Raw genomic sequence first — 18,777 nt, 5'->3', positions numbered from 1 at the left:
AAAGGAAACGAGAATGCATCTCCCCATGCTCGGTGGCGCGCAGAACGTCCCGGCTCCGTCCAATCGGTACATCCTGCCGAGCTTCGAAGAGCGCACGGCCTACGGCTACAAGCGCCAGGATCCGTACGCCAAGCTGTTCGAGGACCGCATCGTGTTCCTCGGCGTGCAGGTCGATGACGCGTCGGCTGACGACGTCATGGCCCAGCTGCTCGTGCTCGAGTCGATGGACCCCGACCGCGACATCGTGATGTACATCAACTCGCCCGGTGGCTCGTTCACCGCGATGACGGCGATCTACGACACGATGCAGTACATCCGTCCGCAGATCCAGACGGTCTGCCTCGGACAGGCTGCCTCGGCCGCGTCGGTGCTCCTCGCCGGTGGCACCCCCGGCAAGCGCCTCGCGCTGCCGAACGCCCGTGTGCTGATCCACCAGCCCGCGACCCAGCAGGGTGGCGGTCAGGCGTCCGACATCGAGATCCAGGCAGCGGAGATCCTCCGCATGCGCACCTGGCTCGAGGAGACGCTGTCGAAGCACTCCAACAAGACGCCGGAGGAGATCAACCACGACATCGAGCGCGACAAGATCATGTCCGCGCAGGAAGCCGTGGAGTACGGCCTGATCGACCAGGTCCTCACCAGCCGCAAGAACCTGCCGGCGCTCGTCAAGTAGCACCAGCAGGAACGACGAAGGCCCCGCACCGAACGGTGCGGGGCCTTCGTCGTTGTGTTGCGGCTAGTCGTCGGAGTCGTCGGACTCCGGGGCCGGCTTGCGGCGCAGGAGCAGCAGCACCGCGACGACCACCCCGACCAGCACGACGCCACCGGCGCCGATCCAGATCGCGTCGGACGCCGCCGAGTCGCTCGACCCCGAGGCGGTGCCGGTGGTGGTGTCCGAGCCGGCGTCGTCGTCACCAGCGGTGGCGCAGGTCGGGGGCTTCGCCGCGCCGGCGGCCGGAGTGAAGCCCGACGGTGCCTTCCAGGTGAAGGGGTACTCGTCGGACACGGTGTGCCCGTCGGCGGAGACGATCTGCCACTCGACGGTGTACTTGCCCGAGTCGCCGAGCGCTGCGGTCGTGGTCATCGACGGCCCCTCGACGTCGACGCAGCCGTCCTCGTAGTACTTGCCGTCCGGGCCGACGATGCGGAACGCGAACCCGGACCCCGAGTCGCCGATGTCGAGCAGCTTGTCGTTCGTCGTGATGTCGAAGTTCTCCGGCAGCTCGGTCAGGGTGCCGCCGACCTCCGGGTCGGACGAGATCAGGTAGTTGTGCGCGCTGGCCGGACCCGCGAGCCCGAGGACTGCGCCACCGGCGATCGCGACGGCCGCGGCGGTCCCGGCCACGAGCCTCCAGGCAGAGGACCGTGACCGGGACCGACGCGAGCCGCGCTGCGTCACTTGGCGGAGCTCCGACGACGCGTGCCGGCGACGGCGACGACCAGGGCGACGGCGCCGAGCACCAGGCCGCCGAGGCCGAGGAAGCGACCGACCAGGTCGGGGTCGTTCGAGGCGGTCGAGCCGGCGGCCTCGGCCGTCGGGGTCGCGGCGATCGGGTCACCGTCGTCGTCCGTCGCCTCGGCGGCCGTCAGCGTGATCGAGGGTGCCGGGTGCTCGGGCTCGGCTTCGCCGGCCTTCTGCTCCTGGTTCCACTCGACGCTGCCCTTCTCGCAGGTCTGGATCGCGGGGAACTCGACCAGGTCACCGGCCTTGCCGTCCGGCAGCGAGAACGAGAGCGCGAAGGTGTCGCGCTCATCGGCGGGCAGGGGGGTCTTCGCGGTGTACGTGACGCTGGTGACGCGCTCGGCGGCCGTCTCGGCGTGGTCCTCGTCGGATGCCGAGGCCGAGGGGTCGGTGTAGGGCTCGGTCGCCTTCGTGATCGTCCAGTTCGGGTTCACGGTGGGCGTGACCTCGATGACGGACGCCGGCACCTGGAACTGGATCTTCGTCGTGGGGGAGCCGTCGCAGCCGTGCGGGACCGAGAAGGTCGCCGTGGTGTACGAGTTCGCTGCGGTCGACGTGGCCGTGGCGGACACGTGCGCGCTGGCCGCCGTGGCACTGCCGAGGACGATGACGGCTGCGACACCGAGGGTGACGGCGCCGCCGGCGGCGAGACGCTTCTGCATGGGGTTCCTTCCGGGGTGGTTCTGCACCTGCTGTTCTACAAGATGTAGAGAAGTCCGGATCACCGTAGCAGGCTCGCACGCCCTGGGCGAACGCGCGGGCGGATTCCGGAGGGGCATCGCGGTCGGTGTCACCGGTTGCGGTTAGGCTCGTGTCCACGACGAGGTGCCCACCAGCAGCGGTGCACCAGCGGTGGTGCGACAGCGCGGCCGGCATGTCCAATCAGGGAGGCACGGGAATGGCACGCATCGGAGAGAGCGGCGATCTCCTCAAGTGCTCGTTCTGCGGCAAGAGCCAGAAGCAGGTCCAGCAGCTCATCGCCGGACCGGGCGTCTACATCTGCGACGAGTGCGTCGAGCTCTGCAACGAGATCATCGAGGAACGTCTGGCCGAAGCCGGCGAGGACACCTCGAGCGGGGACTTCGAACTGCCCAAGCCGCGGGAGATCTTCGACTTCCTGCAGGAGTACGTCATCGGGCAGGACCCGGCGAAGCGCGCCCTCGCCGTGGCCGTCTACAACCACTACAAGCGCATCCGGGCGCAGGGCCAGATCACCGCCGCCGAAGACCGCGACGACATCGAGATCGCCAAGTCGAACATCCTGCTCATCGGCCCGACCGGCTGCGGCAAGACGTACCTGGCGCAGACCCTGGCCAAGCGCCTCAACGTGCCGTTCGCCGTCGCGGACGCCACCGCCCTGACCGAGGCCGGCTACGTCGGCGAGGACGTCGAGAACATCCTCCTCAAGCTCATCCAGGCCGCCGACTACGACGTGAAGCGTGCCGAGACCGGCATCATCTACATCGACGAGGTCGACAAGATCGCCCGCAAGGCCGAGAACCCGTCGATCACCCGCGACGTCTCAGGCGAAGGCGTGCAGCAGGCGCTGCTCAAGATCCTCGAGGGCACGGTCGCCTCGGTCCCGCCGCAGGGCGGCCGGAAGCACCCGCACCAGGAGTTCATCCAGATCGACACGACGAACGTGCTGTTCATCGTGGCGGGTGCGTTCGCCGGGCTCGAGGACATCGTGTCCTCGCGCGTCGGCAAGCGCGGAATCGGCTTCGGGGCGCCCCTGCACAGCGCGACCGACCACCAGGACCTGTACTCCGAGGTGCTGCCGGAAGACCTGCACAAGTTCGGTCTGATCCCCGAGTTCATCGGTCGTCTGCCCGTCGTCACCACGGTGTCGCAGCTCGACCAGGCGGCGCTCATGCAGATCCTGACCGAGCCGAAGAACGCGCTGGTCAAGCAGTACCAGCGGATGTTCCAGATCGACGGCGTGGAGCTCGAGTTCGACCAGGGTGCGCTCGAGGCCATCGCGGACCTCGCGGTGCTGCGCCAGACGGGTGCCCGCGGGCTCCGGGCGATCCTCGAAGAGGTCCTCGGCCCGGTGATGTTCGACGTCCCGTCCGACGACGACGTCGCCCGCGTGGTGATCACCCGCGAGTCCGTGCTCGAGAACGCGGCGCCGACGATCGTGCCGCGGCCTCGGGCCAAGCGCGTCGAGAAGTCGGCGTAGCCCTCCGGAACCAACGAACGGACACAGCACCACGGGATTCCGTGGTGCTGTGTCCGTTTCGTGGTGCGATGCGCGCGGCGGCGTGCGCCGGCGCGCCTACTCGAGCCCGCGGCGGCGCAGCAGCGGGCCGACCTCGGCGTCGCGGCCGCGGAAGTCCCGGTACGCCTCGAGCGGGTCCTTCGCCCCGCCGACCCCGAGCAGGCGTTCCGCGAAGCGTCGACCGGCCGCACGGTCCAGCCCGCCGTTGTCGCGGAACCACTCCACCGTGTCGGCGTCGAGCACCTCGGACCAGATGTACCCGTAGTACCCGGCGTCGTACCCGCCCGAGAACGTGTGTGCGAAGTACGTCGACGAGTAGCGCGGCGGCACGGCCTCGACCGCGATGCCGGCGGCGGCCAGGGCGTCCCGCTCGAAGTCCTCGACGGACGTCACCGCCGCGGCGTCGGCTGCCGACAGCCGGTGCCACGCCTGGTCGAGCAGTGCGGCGGCGAGGTACTCGGTCGTGCCGAAGCCTTCGTTGAACCCCTCGGACTCGCTGAGCCCCAGGACGAGCTCGGGCGGCAGGGGTGCTCCGGTCTCGTGGTGCTTCGCGTAGTTCGCCAGCACGGACGGCCACGACAGCCACATCTCGTTCACCTGGCTCGGGAACTCGACGAAGTCCCGCTCGACGTTCGTGCCGGAGAACCGCGGGTAGGTGGTGCGGGCGATGAGGCCGTGGAGGGCGTGGCCGAACTCGTGGAAGAGCGTCTCGACCTCGTCCTGGATGAGCAGGGTGGGGGAGCCGGCGGACGGCTTCGCGACGTTGAGGTTGTTGACCACGACGGGCAGGGTGCCGAGCAGCTCGGACTGCTCGACGACCGGGTTCATCCACGCGCCGCCGCGCTTGCCGTCGCGCGTGTAGAGGTCGAGCAGGTACAGCCCGACGGGCTCGCCGTCGTCGCCGGTGACCTCGAAGACCCGGACCTCGTCGTTGTAGCCGTGGAGGTCCGGGCGCTCGGTGAAGCTCAGACCGTACAGGACACCGGCGGCGTGGAAGACCCCGTCGTGCAGGACCCGGTCGGCCTCGAAGTACGGGCGGAGCGCGGTGCTGTCCGCGGCGAACTGCTCGCCACGCAGGATCTCGGTGGCGTACGCCCAGTCCCACGACTCGATGTCGAACCCGACCGTGCGCGACCGGACCGCGCGTTCGTCGTCGGCGTTCCGGGCGGCGGCGCCGACGAGCGAGGACAGCAGCCCGTCGACGGCCTCGGGGGTCTTCGCCGTTTCGTCGGCGGTCACCACGGCGGCGTGGTTCGGGAACCCGAGCAGCTCGGCGCGTTCGGCCCGCAGCCGGACGATGCGGAGCAGCACCTCACGGTTGTCGTACTCGTTGCCGCGACGACCGCGGGCGAGCGAGGCGCGCATGATCCGCTCACGCAGGTCGCGGTTCGCCAGCGAGGACAGCCACGGGTGTCCGGTGTAGAGCGGCAGCGTGATGAGCCAGCCGTCGAGGCCCCGGTCGGCGGCAGCGGCGGCCGCGGCGGACTTCGCCCCGTCGTCGAGCCCCTCGAGCTCGTCCTCGCTCGTCACGTGCACGGCAGAGTGGTTGGTGTCCTCGAGCAGGTTCCGCTCGAAGGTCGTCGTGAGGGTCGAGAGCTCCTGGTTGATCGCGGTCAGACGCTCCTTGCCCGCGTCGTCGAGGCCCGCGCCCGCCAGGGTCATCTCGGCGTGGGTCCGCTCGACCAGGCGCAGCGCCTCACCGGTCAGCCCGGCGGCTTCGGCACCGTCGAGCACCTCCTGCACGCGGGCGTACAGGCGGGAGTCGAGCGTGATCGCGTCACGGTGGGCGGCGAGGAGCGGGGAGACCTCGGACTCGAGGTCGTGCAGCTCCGAGGTCGAGTCGGCCGACGACAGCGTGAAGAACACGTGGCTGACGCGGGTCAGCAGCTGCCCGGATCGCTCGAGTGCGACGAGGGTGTTCTCGACCGTCGGGGCGTGCGGGTCGGTGGCGATGGCCTCGACCTCGGCGCGCTGCTCGGCCATGCCGGCCTCGAACGCCGGTCGGTAGTGCTCGAGTCGCACGTCGCCGAAGGGCGGCAGGGCGTAGGGGAGGGTGCTCGGGACGTCGAACGGGGTTGCCATCTGCCCACCCTATGCACGGGTGCTGGAGTCCGTTCCTTCCCATGACACCCGGACTGGGAAGCGGGATCGGGCGTCCCTGGTCGAAAGAACGTACCCGGTACGCCCGGAACGACCAGGCACGCCCGGAACGGCCCGGCGAGCGCACCGGCGCCCGGCGCGACCAGCGGACGGACGGGAGGCCCGTGGCGGCGCCGCCACGGGCCTCCCGTCCGCTCGCTGGTCGCGTGTCAGCGCATCGCAGCGTCGATCAGGGTCACCGCGGCACGACGCGCGTGCGCGGCCGGCGCCGTGGTGCCGGCGATGGCCGCGGTGGTCTGCGCGCCCTCGGCGAGCAGTGCGAGCTGCGCGGCGAGTTCCTCGGCGTGCTCGGGGTCGGCGACGACCTCGGCGGTGAGGCGCTGCACGAACTGCTGGAACGAGTCCTTGTGCGCACGCGCGATCTCGGCGACGGCGGGCGAGGTCGCACCGAGCTCGCCGAACGCGTTGATGAACCCGCAGCCGCGGAACGTGTCGTCGCCGAACCACGACTCCAGGAAGTCGTAGACCGCCAGGAGCTTGTCGCGCGGGCTGGTCGCAGCCTCGACTGCGCCGTGCACGCCCTGCTCCCACATGTCGTGGCGGCCGGCGAGCACCGCGGCGATGAGCTGCTCCTTGCCGGGGAACGCCGCGTACAGCTTCTTGAGGGAGACCCCTGCGCCCGTGCGGATCTCGTCCATCCCCACGGACTGGATCCCGCGCGTGTAGAACAGCTGGTCCGCGACCTCGACGATGTGTGCTCGGACGTCCGGCTCGACGGTGCTGGTGGCCATGTGTGTACCCCGTTCCCTGAGTGTTCACCGTTCTCGACTTGCGCCGGGAACGGGCGTTCTCTACTGTAGTCCACATCGGCGGAGAACGATCGTTCTCCGCGATACTCAGGGAAGGAACGATCATGGGTGCCATCACCGTCGGAACCGAGAACAGCGTCGACATCGAACTCCACTACGAGGACAAGGGCCAGGGGCAGCCGATCGTGCTGATCCACGGCTTCCCCCTCGACGGCAACTCGTGGGAGGGGCAGGTCCCGATGCTCCTCGAGGCCGGCTACCGCGTCATCACGTACGACCGCCGTGGCTTCGGCCAGTCCTCGCAGCCGTCCACCGGCTACGACTACGACACCTTCGCCGACGACCTGCACACGGTCCTGACGACCCTCGACCTGCGCGAGGTGATCCTCGTCGGCTTCTCGATGGGCACCGGCGAGATCGCCCGCTACATCGGCCGCCACGGTGAGGACCGGATCGCGAAGGTCGCGTTCCTCGCCTCGCTCGAGCCGTTCCTCGCCATCACCGAGGACAACCCCGACGGCGCCGGCCCGATGTCGTTCTTCGAGGGCATCGCCGCCGACGTGGCGAAGGACCGTTACGCGTACTTCACGAACTTCTACCAGGACTTCTTCAACCTGTCGGAGAACCTCGGCACCCGCATCTCCGAGGAGCAGGTCCGCAACGCCTGGAACATCGCGGCCGGCTCCGGCTCGATCGCGTCCGCCGCAGCACCCTTGACCTGGCCGACCGACTTCCGTCAGGACATCCCGAAGGTCACCGTCCCCGCCCTGATCGTGCACGGCACGTCGGACAACATCCTGCCCATCGACGCCACCGGCCGACGCTTCACCCAGGCACTGCCCGCGGCGGAGTACGTCGAGATCGAGGGCGCCCCGCACGGCCTGCTCACCACGCACACCGCCGAGGTGAACGAGGTCCTGCGCACCTGGCTCGCCGAGTCCTGATCCCTCGGCGATCACGCGGGCGCTCCCCGGCGGGGGCGCCCGCATCGTGAGCACGAATGGTCGGGTTCCCACCGGGGACCCGACCATTTCTGCACTCCAAGCGAACCGCTCGCCGCGCGCTAGTCCTCTTCGCCCGCGTCGTCGGGGTTCGTCACCTGGGCGTGCCCGAGCGCGTCGAGGTGGATCGAGGTGCCGTCGTCGAGCTCGACGATCGGCTTGCCCTCCAGGAACGTCAGCGTCCATCCCCACGTCGCCGTGTCGACGGACTCCGCCGCGAGCTCGTCCTCGACCCCGCGCACGGCGACGACCATCGTCTCGGGCAGTCGCGCAGGCGGCTCCCCACCCACGTTCCAGCGTGTGCCCAACTGCATCCGTGCCTCCAGTCCGGTGGTTGACGGGCCGGGTCACCAAGGCGACCCGGCCCGGACAGGCGACGTTACGCCTGCTGTTCCTCGAGCTCGATCTCGGTGACGGCGAGCTCGTCGCCGTCGACGAACGACAGGTTCTCGATGCGGCCGACGGCCGCCAGGTCGACCGCCGCGCGCTCGATGAGCACCCGCGTCTCGGCGGGCGCCGCGACGACCGCACGCGTCACGGGCGTCTTCTGGGACGCCTTCGCCGCCGTCTTCGCCCCGCGGATCCCGATGAGCGCCTGCCCGACGGCCGCGAGCAGCCCGGTGGGGGCCGCGTCGGTCGGCAGGTCGGCAGCGGTCGGCCAGGAGGCCCGGTGCACGCTGGTGTCGTGGGTCCAGGCCCACACCTCCTCCGTCGCGTACGGGAGGAACGGTGCCAGCAGGCGGAGCAGCACGTCGATCGCGCCGCGCAGCGCCAGGACCGCGCTCGCCTGCGTCTCGTGCGTCGCGTCGGACGCGGTGCCGTAGGCGCGCTCCTTCACGAGCTCGAGGTAGTCGTCGCAGAACGTCCAGAAGAAGCGCTCGGTGATCTCGAGGGCACGGGCGTGGTCGAACCCGTCGAACGCCGCGGTGGCCTGCTCGACGACCGCACCGAGCTCGGCGAGCATGTCGACGTCGAGCGCCTCGGTGACGCTCGTGGCGCCCTCGGGCAGCGGGAAGCCGTAGACGAACTTCGCCGCGTTGAGCACCTTGATCGCCAGACGGCGGCCGACCTTGATCTGCTTCGGGTTCTGCGGGTCGAACGCCGCGTCGGTGCCGAGCTTGGACGAGGCCGCCCAGTAGCGGACCGCATCGGCGCCGTGCTGCTCGAGGATCGACAGCGGCGTGACGACGTTGCCCTTCGACTTCGACATCTTCTTGCGGTCGGGGTCGACGATGAAGCCGGAGATGGAGGCGTGCTTCCACGGCACCACGTCGGCCTCGAGCTGGCTGCGGAGCACGGTCGTGAACAGCCAGGTGCGGATGATGTCCTGCGCCTGGGGGCGGACGTCGTACGGGTACACCAGATCGTAGAGCGCCGGGTCGGTCTCCCACTTGCCCGCGAGCTGCGGGGTGAGCGACGAGGTGGCCCAGGTGTCCATGACGTCGAGTTCGCCCTGGAACCCGCCGGGCACGCCGCGCTGGTCCTCGGTGAAGCCGGGGGCGGGCTCGGAGGCCGGGTCGACGGGCAGTTGTGCCTCGGTCGGCACGATCGGCTGGTCGAACACCGGGTTGCCGTCGGCGTCGAGCGGGTACCAGACGGGCAGTGGCACGCCGAAGAAGCGCTGGCGCGAGATGAGCCAGTCGCCGGACAGGCCACCGACCCAGTTGTCGTAGCGCACCCGCATGAAGTCCGGGTGGAACGCGATCTCCTCGCCGCGCTGGCGGAGCGTGCTCTTCAGCTGCTCGTCGCGCGCGCCGTTCACGATGTACCACTGGCGGGTCGACACGATCTCGAGGGGCTTGTCGCCCTTCTCGAAGAACTTCACCGGGTGCTGGATGGTCTTGACGTCACCGATCAGCTCGCCGGACTCGGTCAGCGCGTCGACGACGACCTTCTTGGCCGAGAACACGGTCTTGCCGGCCATCTCGGCGTAGAGCTCCCGGCCCGTCGCGGACTCGATCCAGGCGGGCTCGTCCGAACGCACGCGGCCGTCGAAGCCGATGATCGCGCGGTTCGGCAGCTGCAGCTCGCGCCACCACACGACGTCGGTGGTGTCACCGAAGGTGCAGACCATCGCGATGCCGGCGCCCTTGTCCTTCTGCGCCAGGTGGTGTGCGAGCACCGGGACCTCGACGTCGAACAGGGGGGAGCGGACCGTGGTGCCGAAGAGGTCCTGGAACCGCTCGTCGTCCGGGTGCGCGACCAGGGCGACGCAGGCCGGCAGGAGCTCGGGGCGGGTGGTCTGGATGACGACGTCGTCGCCGCCGTCGGTGCGGTGGAAGGCGATGCCGTGGTACGCGCCGGGCATCTCCTTGTCCTCGAGCTCGGCCTGCGCGACCGCGGTGCGGAACGTGACGTCCCACAGGGTCGGGGCGTCGGCCTGGTAGGCCTCGCCGCGCTCGAGGTTGCGCAGGAACGCGCGCTGGGCGCTCGCCCGCGAGGTGTCGTCGATGGTGCGGTACGACTGGGTCCAGTCGACCGACAGCCCGAGCGTGCGGAAGAGCTCCTCGAACTGCTGCTCGTCCTGCACGGTCAGGCGCTCGCACAGCTCGATGAAGTTGCGGCGCGACACGGGCAGCTGGTCGGCGGCCTTCGAGGACTTGCCGTCCCCGCCCTCGAACGGCGGCGTGAACTCGGGGTCGTACGGCAGCGTCGGGTCGCAGCGGACGCCGTAGTAGTTCTGCACACGGCGCTCGGTGGGCAGACCGTTGTCGTCCCAGCCCATCGGGTAGAAGACGTGCTTGCCGCGCATGCGCTCGAACCGGGCCTTGAGGTCGGTGTGCGTGTACGAGAACACGTGCCCGATGTGCAGCGAGCCGGAGGCGGTGGGCGGCGGGGTGTCGATCGACCAGACGGCGTCACGGTGACCGGCGGCGTCGCGGTCGAAGCGGTAGGTGCCGTCCTGTTCCCAGACCGGCCCCCAGACCTGCTCCAGTCCGTCGACGCTGGGCTTCTCGGGCATGGGCTTGGTCATGGGTGTGCCTTCCGTACGTGTGTGCGGCACCGAGTCCGTGATGAGGTGCCTGAGTGTTCCGCGCCTGACGCGCGGTGCCCCAATCGTAGCGGCCGCGCACGCGCACGCAGGCGGACGAACCGGTCGGACGCGGCCATCACCGAGCAGCGCCTAGCACACCGAACTGTCGGACACGCCCGGAGCCTGCTAGTCTTCCTGGGTTTGTCCGGCGAGCGCAGGGTTCGCAGGAGCTGCAACGTCGCCGTCCGCCGGACGCCCGAAGGAAGCACCGCACCCCGGAGGAACGACTTGGCACCGAACAACGCACCCCACCCGCACGGCGATCGGCCGTTGCGCACGAAGGGCGCCGCGAAGCGCGCTCGTCGCGATCTGACGAAGGACGACGTCACCGTCGTCGAGGAGTCGCTGCTCAAGCGTGCCGTCGCGGCTGCCGCGCTCGGCAACGCCATGGAGTGGTTCGACTTCGGCATCTTCGCGTACCTGACGGTCACCATCTCGCAGGTGTTCCTGCCGCAGGGCGACCCGGCCGCGAACATCGTCGCCACGTTCGGTTTCTTCGCCGCAGCGTTCATCGTGCGCCCGATCGGCGGTGCCGTGTTCGGCCCGATCGGCGACAAGATCGGCCGACAGAAGGTCCTCGCGCTGACGATGATCCTGATGGCCGCCGGCACGCTCATGATCGGCCTGATCCCGTCGTACGACACGATCGGCTTCTGGGCCCCGGTCCTGCTGCTCGTCGCCCGCTTCGTGCAGGGCTTCTCGACCGGTGGTGAGTACGGCGGCGCCGCGACCTTCATCGCCGAGTACTCGCCCGACAAGCGCCGCGGCTTCATGGGCTCGTGGCTCGAGTTCGGCACCCTCGCCGGCTACGTGCTCGGCGCCTCGATCGTCACCGGCCTGCAGTTCGGCCTGTCCGAGGACGCCCTGCTCAGCTGGGGCTGGCGCATCCCGTTCATCATCGCGGGCCCCCTCGGCCTGATCGGCCTCTACCTGCGCCTCAAGCTCGAGGAGACCCCGGCGTTCCAGAAGCAGCAGGAGCAGGCCGCCGAGCGCGAGGGCCAGAAGACCCCGTTCCTCAAGCTCTTCGCCGAGAACTGGCGCTCGCTCATCATCTGCATCGGTCTGGTCCTGGTCTTCAACGTGACCGACTACATGCTGCTGTCGTACATGCCGACCTACCTCGAGCAGAACCTCGGCCAGAACGCCACGTTCGGCCTGATCCTCATCGTCATCGTGATGCTGCTCATGATGGTCGTCATCACCTTCGGTGGCCGGCTGTCCGACAAGTTCGGGCGCCGTCCGGTGCTCGCCGCCGGCTGCATCGGCTTCATCCTGCTGTCCTGGCCGGCCCTCAAGCTGGTCCAGACCGGCACCGGTGTCGGCGTCTTCGCCGGCCTGCTGATCCTCGGCGTCGTGCTGGTCACGTTCACCTCGACCATGCCGTCGACGCTGCCCGCGCTGTTCCCGACGATCATCCGCTACGGTGCCCTGGCGATCGCGTTCAACGTGTCGGTGTCGCTCTTCGGCGGGACCACCCCGCTCGCGACCGCCGCGCTCATCAACGCCGCGAAGGACGCCGGGTACGGCTGGGCCGAGGACATCCCCGCGTTCTACCTGATGCTCGCCGCCGTGATCGGCCTGGTCGCGGTGTACTTCACCAAGGAGACCGCCGCGAGCCCGCTCATGGGCTCCGGCCCGACGGTCGGCTCCGAGGACGAGATCGCCGGCGTGATCGAGGACTACAACGACCCGACGTCGGAGCTCGCGCAGTCCGACTGGGCGAAGGACTTCTCGACGAGCGAGATCCCGATCATCTCGGCCGACGCCCAGAAGGAACCCTCCGGTTCCTGACCACGGGGCCGCCCCGCGGCAACCCGGCCAGGAGGCCCGGTGCACGTTCCGTCTCGGAACGCGCCCCGGGCCTCCTGGCCGTTCAGGGCCGTCGGTGACGTCACGCGCGCAGCGACAGTCCACGGGCAGGAGCGCGCGTGGACTGTCGCTCAGTCCGTGAGGTCGGCTGCGGTCCCCGCTGCGGGGCCGGCTGCCAGCCGCTCCGCGGCGTGCAGCAGCCGCGCGGTCACCGGGTGCGCCGGGCGCGCGAAGACCTCGGCGGCGGGGCCGTGCTCGACGACCGCGCCGCGGTGCACCACGAGGACGTCGTCGGCCATCCGCCGGACCGCCCGCAGGTCGTGCGACACGAACACCATCGCCACGCCGGTCTCGTCGCGGAGCCGTTCGAGCAGCCGCAGCACGGCGTCCTGCACCGTGGCGTCGAGGGCGGTCACCGGCTCGTCGAGCACGATCACCTCGGGGTCGGTCGCCAGCGCACGGGCGATCGCGAGCCGCTGTCGTTGCCCGCCGGACAGGGTGCGGGGGGAGCGGGACCGCAGCACGGGGTCGAGGTCGACCTGCCGCAGGGCCGCGTCGACCCGGTCGCCGAGCGCACCGCGCGCCCGCCGTTCGTCACCGCGTGAGAACGCGTCGGCGAGGACCCGCTCCACGTTCCACCGTTCGTCGAACGTCGCGCCGGGGTCCTGCACGACGGCCGCGAGCCGGTGCCGTCGGGGGCGTCGCTCGCGCTCGGGCAGCGGGACCCACGGTTCGTCGTCGAGCGTGACCGTGCCGGCGTCGGGCGTCTCGAGCCCGAGGAGCATCCGCGCCAGCGTCGTCTTGCCCGAGCCCGACGCGCCGATCACCCCGAGCACCCGGCCGCGTTCGAGCCCGAACGACACGTCGTCGACCGCGAGCACCCCGTCGTACTCCCGCGAGAGCCCCTGCGCCGCGAGCACGTCCCTCGCACCGTGCGAGGTTGCCCGCTCGGTGCCGCGGCTGCCGATCGGCGCACGGTGCGGAGTCGTGCGGTCGGTGCGAGGTTGGCCGCTCGGTGCATCGTCAGACGGCTGCACGGAGCCATCGACCTCGCACCGGTCTGCGAGATCGGCACCGTGCGCCGGCGCGGGCGCAGCCGCCGCGGCAGCGCCGGCCGCGCGCACCAGCGCCCGGGTCGCGGGGTGCTGCGGCGCCGCGAAGACCTCGGCGACCGCGCCCTGCTCGACGATCCGGCCCTCGTGCACGACGGCGACCCGGTCGGCCCACCCCGCGACGAGCCCCAGGTCGTGCGTGATGACGAGCAGCCCGGCACCCCGGGTCTGCGCGCCACGCAGCTGTTCCATCACGGTGACGGCGACCCCGGCGTCGAGCGCCGTCGTCGGTTCGTCGGCGACCAGCAGCGCGGGGGACCCGATGGTCGCCGCGGCGATGAGGGCCCGCTGTCGCATCCCGCCCGACAGTGTCCCGGCGAGCCGGCCGTCGGTCGCGATGTCCGGGTCGAGGCCCACGGCGGCCAGGGCGTCGCGCACGGCGTCCACGCGCTCGGCCGCACGCATCTCGGTGTGCAGGCGGAGGCTGTCGGCGACCTCGCGCCCGACGGGGCGCAGCGGGTCCAACGCGCCCAGGGCCTCCTGGCCGACGTAGCCGACCCGTGATCCCCGCAGCCGGCGCCACCGCCGGTCCGTGTACCCGCCGACGTCGACGCCGTCGACCGTGAACACGTCGGCGTGCACGGCGGCGCCGGGCGCGGACAGACCGAGCACGGCGCGGGCGGTGACGGTCTTGCCGGAGCCGGACGCCCCGACCAGGGCAACGCACTCGCCGGCGTCGACGCGCAGGTCGACACCGTGCACGATCGGAGTGCCGCCGATGGCGACGGTGAGCCCGCGGACGTCGAGGACGGCGCTCACCGCGCGGCCCCGGTCCGTCGGATCGCCCGGCCGAGCACGGTGACGGCGGTCGCGAGCACCACGATCGCGAGTCCGGGGAAGGTGCTCATCCACGGCGCGGTCTGCAGGTAGGTGCGACCGTCGGCGAGCATCGCGCCCCACTCCGGCGCGGGCGGGGGCGTGCCGACCCCGAGGTAGCTCAGCGCCGAGGCCCACACGACCGCCTGCCCGACCCCGAGCGTGGCGACGGCGACGACGGGCCAGAGCGCCGTCGGCAGCACGTGCCGGACCACGGTGCGGGCGGGGAAGCGGCCGAGCAGCACCGCCGTCTCGACCACCTGCGAACCCCGGGCGGCGCGGACCAGGCCGCGCACGATCCGGGCGTAGCCGGGAGCGGTCGCGAACCCGACGGCGAGCACCGCCGGCACCGGACCCGGACCGGTCACGGCGATGACGACGAGGGCGACGAGCAGCAGCGGCAGGGCGAACGCGACCTCGGTGACGCGGCCGATGACGGCGTCGAGCAGGCGTCCGAGTCGTCCGGCCCCGGCACCGAGCCCGGCGACGACGCCGAGCAGGACGCCCACGCCGCCGCCGATCAGGGTCGCGGCGACGCCGACGACGAGCGATGCCCGGGTCCCCGCGACCACCCGCGCCAGGACGTCGCGTCCGGACTCGTCGGTGCCGAACGGGTGCGCGCCGCTCGGGGCGGCCAGGGCATCTGCGGGGTGCACCGCGAGTGGGTCCCCGCCGCCGAGCAGGGCGGGCCACACCGCCGCCACGACGGCGACCAGGACGACCACCCCCGCGGCGATGCCGCCGGCGCCGAGCGTCCCCCCACGGACGCGCTCGGTGCCGACGGCGGTCTGGTGGCCGGGCGCTCCGGTCTGGAGGCCCGGGTCGGCGATCCCGCTCACCGCGCGCCCGCCGGACGGCCGGGCCCACGGCGTCGTGCAGCACCGGGGCGCAAGGCCGCGTGCCGTGCGGTGCTGCGCGGGTCGACGGCACGCTCGACCAGGTCGGCCACGGCGAGCACGACGACGTACGCGGCCGCCGACACCATCGCGATGCCGGCGACGAGCGGCATGTCCCGCTGGGTGACCGCGGTGACCAGGGCACGGCCGATGCCGGGCAGGGCGAACACGGACTCGACGACCACGGCCCCGGAGACGAGCGACCCGAAGGCCCACGCGGACAGCGCGATCCCGGGCAGGGCGGCGTGCCGGAGCAGGTGCCGTCCGAACAGGCCGAGGCGGGTCTCGCCCCGACCTCGGGCGGCGAGTGCGAAGGCGGAACGCTGCGCGTCGACCACGCCGTCGCGCACGGTCTCGGCCAGGTACCCGGCGACCGGCACGGCCACGGTCAGCACCGGGAGCACCCAGCCGCGCGCGGTGCCGTCACTGACCGCCGGCACCCACCCCAGGGACGTGGCGAACACCACGATGAGCACGCTGCCGAGCCAGAAGTGCGGCATCACGCTCGCGGTGACGCTCAGGGCGCTGGTGAGCCCGGCGGCGATCCGGCCGCGCTGCGTCGAGGCCCAGGCGGCGACGATCGCCAGCACCCAGGCGACGACGAGGCCGGCGACCGCGAGCGTCAGCGTGACGGGCAGCTGCTGGGCGAGGAGCGTCGCGACCGGGGTGCGGAAGGCGTACGAGTCGCCGAGCTGCCCGGATGCCAGGCGTCCGAGGAACACCGCGTACTGCACCAGGACCGGCTGGTCGAGGCCGTACTCGTGGCGGACCTGGGCGACGGCCTCGGACGAGGCCTGCGAGCCCGGTCCGCCGAGGATCGCGAGCGCCGGGTCACCGGGGATGAGCCGGATCGCGACGAAGACGATCGTCGCGACGGCCCAGAGCACGCCGATGCCCCCGGCGAGCCGCCGGAGGGCCCACCAGACCCATCGCATCCGTGTCAGCGGTCGATCCAGGCGGTGCCGAACCAGGGCGTCGAGACCGGGGTGGTCCGGATGCCGTGCACGGCCGAGCGCACCAGGAAGTGGTTCTGCTGGTCGTACAGGGGGAGCACGGTGTCGCTCGCCAGGATCGCCTTCTGGGACTGCTCGTACAGGTCGGCGCGCTCGTCGGCGTCCGAGGTGCGGGCGGCCCGCTCGAGCAGCCGGTCGAGCGCGGGGTCGTCGAGCTGGGCGAGGTTCGCGAAGTAGCCCGACGGTGCCGGTTCGATGCTCGCGCTGTCGTACAGGATGCGCAGGACGTCGGGGCCGACCTTCGTGTACGGGGCGCTGACGACGTCGTACTCGTTCGCGGCGAGGGCGGCGTACCAGCTGGACAGGTCGAGTTCGTCGAGCACGACCTTGAACCCGACGGCCTTCTCGGACGCCTGGATCTGCTGGAACAGGCTGCGCTCGGCCGGCACCGACTGGTTCGTCGAGACGGGGAACGTCACGGTGAGCTGCTGGCCGTCCTTCTCGCGGATGCCGTCGGACCCGACCTTCCACCCGGCGTCGTCGAGGAGCTGCTTCGCCTTGGTGGGGGAGTAGTCGAACCGGCTCTTCTCGGAGTACGCGAGCGGCTCCGCGCTCGAGAGCACCGAGTACGAGCGCTTCGCAGTGCTGAGGAACAGCGACTGCAGGCCGGGGTCGATCTCGGCACCGGCGATGAAGGCCTGGCGCACCGCTTCGTCGCGGAACACCCCGTGACCGGAGTTCAGCTCGAGCCGGTTCGAGGCGCCGGGGCGCGGGGCGTCGAGGTCGCGGATGGAGCCCTTCGCCGACGCGGCCTTGAGCTGGTCGGGCTGGGCGTTGTCGATCACGTCGACCTGACCGGACTGCAGTGCGGCGTAGCGCGAGGTCGAGTCCGGCAGGAACCGCCACGTGATGCCGGACACGCGCGGCTTCGTCGCGCCCCAGTAGTCGGCGTTCTTCGTCAGGGTGACGCGGTCGCCGTGCTTCCAACCGGTGACCTCGAAGGGGCCGGTGCCGACGGGGGACTCGCAGTTCGTCGCCTGCTTGCGCTCGAGCGCCTTCGGGGACTCCATGCCCACCCAGGGCTGCGAGAAGGACTCGAGCAGCGCGCTGTCCGGCCGGCTCAGCGTCAGCGTGACGGTGCGCTCGTCGGTGGCGGTCGCCTTCGTGATGGACTGCAGCGCCAGGTAGCCGGTGCTCGAGGCGGTGGCCGGGTCCTGCACGTGCTCGATGTTCGCCACGACCGCGGCGGCGTCGAACGGGGTGCCGTCGGTGAAGGAGACGTCGTCACGCAGGGTGAACGTCAGGGTCTTCCCGTCGTCGCTCGTGCTCCACTTCGTCGCGAGTTCCGGCGTGGGCTTGCCGTCCTCGAGCCCGACGAGCTCCTCGATGTACTGCGTCGCCAGGAGTGCCTGCGGGTAGTTGCCGCCGACGTGCGGGTCGAGGCAGGTCGGTTCGGCGTCGCCGGAGGCGTAGGTGAGCGTGCCGCCCGCGACCGGGGTGCTGCTCCCGGTGCTCGTGCTCGGTCCGCTGCAGGCAGCGAGGACGAGCAGGACCGCCGAGGCGCCCGCGACGGCGGTGAGGGTTTTCTGTACTGAGTCCAAGATCATGGCTGACCGAGTCTAGCGGTTTACTGGGGCCCATGGACGAACCGATCCGCCGCGGTGGCCGACCCCGACGCTCGAGCGCCGAGGTGCTCGCGGACGCCGCCGCCGAGCTCTTCCTCGAGCAGGGGTACGGACGCACCACGGTCGACCAGATCGCCGCCCGCGCCGGGGTCAGCCGCGCGACGTTCTTCAACTACTTCCCGGCGAAGGCCGACGTGATGTGGCTCGAACTCGACGCCGCCGTCGCCGGTCTGCCCGGGTACCTCGCCGCCTCGAGCGAGCCGAGCGTCGTCCGGGCCGTCGAGCAGGCGCTCCTCGCCGCTGCCCGTGCCCACGACCCCGAACGGGTGCCGTGGGCCGTCGCGCAGGCCGAGGTGATGGGCATCGGGCCCGAGCTGGTGGCGGGCGTCGCGGTCCGGGTGACGGCGCAGCACGAGGCCGTCGCCGCCTTCGTCGCCGGCCGCACGGGGGAGCAGCAGCGCTCACTCTGGCCGCAGACGGTGTCCGGCGCGATGCTCGGTGCCGCCGCCGCGGCGTTCGGGGTGTGGGTCACCGACGGGGTCGGCCGCCGTGCGCTCGTCGAGTACGTCGCGGCGGCGCTCACCCCGGTGGTCGCGGGCCTCGACGCCCGCTGACACGCCGGCGTCTTCGCGCGACGCCGCCTCGACGGCGAGACGCCGTTGAATCCTGCGGCGTCTCGAGCACGTGGCGGCGTCTTGCTGACACGCCGGCGTCCCACGGGCCGCGCGCGGGGCGGTGGACGTGACGGGCGGCGGACGGGAGGCCCGTGGCGGCCTGGCACCGCGCCTCCCGTCCGACGCTCGGTCGCCCACGGAACACGCCGGCGTCTTCACCTGACGCCGCCTCGACGGCGAGACGCCGCTGAAACCGGCGGCGTCTCGAGCACATGGCGGCGTCTTGCTGACACGCCGGCGTCCTGCGACACCAGCCCGCCGGCCACCC

15 protein-coding genes are annotated in these 18,777 nt (G+C 71.4%); 5 read left to right on the top strand and 10 right to left on the bottom strand.

Annotation, left to right across the window (positions count from 1 at the left end; genetic code table 11):
* Positions 1 to 13: 13 nt before the first annotated feature.
* The gene (locus DEJ06_RS10745) at positions 14 to 673 is read left to right on the top strand and encodes an ATP-dependent Clp protease proteolytic subunit (RefSeq protein ID WP_027464696.1); all 660 of its coding nucleotides are present in this window, start codon (positions 14 to 16) and stop codon (positions 671 to 673) included.
* 63 nt (positions 674 to 736) lie between these two features.
* Here DEJ06_RS10745 and DEJ06_RS10740 read toward each other — a convergent pair whose 3' ends face one another.
* Both DEJ06_RS10740 and DEJ06_RS10735 read right to left on the bottom strand, forming a co-directional pair.
* On the bottom strand, positions 737 to 1,345 hold the full coding sequence (locus tag DEJ06_RS10740) for a copper resistance CopC family protein (RefSeq protein WP_181436850.1): 609 nt from the start codon (positions 1,343 to 1,345) through the stop codon (positions 737 to 739).
* 50 nt (positions 1,346 to 1,395) lie between these two features.
* The gene (locus DEJ06_RS10735; RefSeq protein WP_181436849.1) at positions 1,396 to 2,124 is read right to left on the bottom strand and encodes a YcnI family protein; all 729 of its coding nucleotides are present in this window, start codon (positions 2,122 to 2,124) and stop codon (positions 1,396 to 1,398) included.
* 236 nt (positions 2,125 to 2,360) lie between these two features.
* On the opposite strand from DEJ06_RS10735, the gene clpX reads away from it, so the two are divergent.
* Positions 2,361 to 3,641, top strand: coding sequence for an ATP-dependent Clp protease ATP-binding subunit ClpX (clpX, locus tag DEJ06_RS10730; protein WP_017886000.1), 1,281 nt, complete (start codon positions 2,361 to 2,363; stop codon positions 3,639 to 3,641).
* 96 nt (positions 3,642 to 3,737) lie between these two features.
* Here clpX and DEJ06_RS10725 read toward each other — a convergent pair whose 3' ends face one another.
* Complete coding sequence (locus DEJ06_RS10725) at positions 3,738 to 5,762, bottom strand: M3 family metallopeptidase (RefSeq protein WP_111039272.1); 2,025 nt, start codon at positions 5,760 to 5,762, stop codon at positions 3,738 to 3,740.
* Positions 5,763 to 5,989: 227 nt separating this feature from the next.
* Positions 5,990 to 6,571 (bottom strand): TetR/AcrR family transcriptional regulator, encoded by a 582-nt coding sequence (locus tag DEJ06_RS10720; RefSeq protein WP_111039271.1) that lies wholly within the window; start codon positions 6,569 to 6,571, stop codon positions 5,990 to 5,992.
* Positions 6,572 to 6,693: 122 nt separating this feature from the next.
* Between DEJ06_RS10720 and DEJ06_RS10715 the strand changes: the two genes are divergently transcribed.
* The gene (locus DEJ06_RS10715; protein WP_111039270.1) at positions 6,694 to 7,533 is read left to right on the top strand and encodes an alpha/beta fold hydrolase; all 840 of its coding nucleotides are present in this window, start codon (positions 6,694 to 6,696) and stop codon (positions 7,531 to 7,533) included.
* Between the two features lie 119 nt (positions 7,534 to 7,652).
* On the opposite strand, the gene DEJ06_RS10710 is transcribed toward DEJ06_RS10715, so the two are convergent.
* Both DEJ06_RS10710 and valS read right to left on the bottom strand, forming a co-directional pair.
* Entirely contained in the window at positions 7,653 to 7,904 is a 252-nt protein-coding gene (locus DEJ06_RS10710; protein WP_027464702.1) for a hypothetical protein, read from the bottom strand.
* A gap of 65 nt (positions 7,905 to 7,969) precedes the next feature.
* Positions 7,970 to 10,564 carry a valine--tRNA ligase gene (gene valS / locus DEJ06_RS10705; protein ID WP_258372495.1) on the bottom strand — a complete coding sequence of 865 codons (2,595 nt, stop codon included), beginning with the start codon at positions 10,562 to 10,564 and terminating at the stop codon, positions 7,970 to 7,972.
* A 288-nt stretch (positions 10,565 to 10,852) separates the two neighbouring features.
* Here valS and proP point away from each other — a divergent pair, with 288 nt between their 5' ends.
* A complete protein-coding gene (gene proP / locus DEJ06_RS10700) occupies positions 10,853 to 12,415 on the top strand; it encodes a glycine betaine/L-proline transporter ProP (RefSeq protein ID WP_246552629.1) in 1,563 nt (520 codons plus the stop codon).
* A 149-nt stretch (positions 12,416 to 12,564) separates the two neighbouring features.
* On the opposite strand, the gene DEJ06_RS10695 is transcribed toward proP, so the two are convergent.
* From DEJ06_RS10695 to DEJ06_RS10680, 4 genes are read right to left on the bottom strand one after another with little or no spacing between them, the layout of a single operon-like run.
* Positions 12,565 to 14,304, bottom strand: a complete 1,740-nt coding sequence (locus DEJ06_RS10695) for an ABC transporter ATP-binding protein (protein WP_111039269.1) — start codon at positions 14,302 to 14,304, stop codon at positions 12,565 to 12,567.
* On the bottom strand, positions 14,301 to 15,200 hold the full coding sequence (locus DEJ06_RS10690; protein WP_111039268.1) for an ABC transporter permease: 900 nt from the start codon (positions 15,198 to 15,200) through the stop codon (positions 14,301 to 14,303). The genes DEJ06_RS10695 and DEJ06_RS10690 overlap by 4 nt, the downstream gene beginning before the upstream one ends.
* On the bottom strand, positions 15,197 to 16,192 hold the full coding sequence (locus tag DEJ06_RS10685; protein WP_111039267.1) for an ABC transporter permease: 996 nt from the start codon (positions 16,190 to 16,192) through the stop codon (positions 15,197 to 15,199). The genes DEJ06_RS10690 and DEJ06_RS10685 overlap by 4 nt, the downstream gene beginning before the upstream one ends.
* A 5-nt stretch (positions 16,193 to 16,197) precedes the next feature.
* Entirely contained in the window at positions 16,198 to 17,817 is a 1,620-nt protein-coding gene (locus tag DEJ06_RS10680; RefSeq protein ID WP_111039266.1) for an ABC transporter substrate-binding protein, read from the bottom strand.
* Between the two features lie 32 nt (positions 17,818 to 17,849).
* Between DEJ06_RS10680 and DEJ06_RS10675 the strand changes: the two genes are divergently transcribed.
* A complete protein-coding gene (locus DEJ06_RS10675; protein WP_111039265.1) occupies positions 17,850 to 18,449 on the top strand; it encodes a TetR family transcriptional regulator in 600 nt (199 codons plus the stop codon).
* Positions 18,450 to 18,777 lie beyond the last annotated feature (328 nt).

The organism is Curtobacterium sp. MCLR17_051 (assembly GCF_003234395.1).
Classification (GTDB): Bacteria; Actinomycetota; Actinomycetes; order Actinomycetales; family Microbacteriaceae; genus Curtobacterium; species Curtobacterium flaccumfaciens.
Note: the sequence above shows the minus strand (reverse complement) of the source record. Positions and strands in the feature narration are given on the sequence as shown.

Excerpts from the sequence above, each read along its gene's own strand:
- clpX (WP_017886000.1), top strand. The coding sequence starts at position 2,361 with ATGGCACGCATCGGAGAGAGCGGCGATCTCCTCAAGTGCTCGTTCTGC.
- DEJ06_RS10715 (WP_111039270.1), top strand. The coding sequence starts at position 6,694 with ATGGGTGCCATCACCGTCGGAACCGAGAACAGCGTCGACATCGAACTC.
- DEJ06_RS10725 (WP_111039272.1), bottom strand. The coding sequence starts at position 5,762 with ATGGCAACCCCGTTCGACGTCCCGAGCACCCTCCCCTACGCCCTGCCG.
- DEJ06_RS10745 (WP_027464696.1), top strand. The coding sequence starts at position 14 with ATGCATCTCCCCATGCTCGGTGGCGCGCAGAACGTCCCGGCTCCGTCC.
- DEJ06_RS10710 (WP_027464702.1), bottom strand. The coding sequence starts at position 7,904 with ATGCAGTTGGGCACACGCTGGAACGTGGGTGGGGAGCCGCCTGCGCGA.
- DEJ06_RS10720 (WP_111039271.1), bottom strand. The coding sequence starts at position 6,571 with ATGGCCACCAGCACCGTCGAGCCGGACGTCCGAGCACACATCGTCGAG.
- valS (WP_258372495.1), bottom strand. The coding sequence starts at position 10,564 with ATGACCAAGCCCATGCCCGAGAAGCCCAGCGTCGACGGACTGGAGCAG.
- DEJ06_RS10680 (WP_111039266.1), bottom strand. The coding sequence starts at position 17,817 with ATGATCTTGGACTCAGTACAGAAAACCCTCACCGCCGTCGCGGGCGCC.
- DEJ06_RS10675 (WP_111039265.1), top strand. The coding sequence starts at position 17,850 with ATGGACGAACCGATCCGCCGCGGTGGCCGACCCCGACGCTCGAGCGCC.
- DEJ06_RS10735 (WP_181436849.1), bottom strand. The coding sequence starts at position 2,124 with ATGCAGAAGCGTCTCGCCGCCGGCGGCGCCGTCACCCTCGGTGTCGCA.
- DEJ06_RS10685 (WP_111039267.1), bottom strand. The coding sequence starts at position 16,192 with ATGCGATGGGTCTGGTGGGCCCTCCGGCGGCTCGCCGGGGGCATCGGC.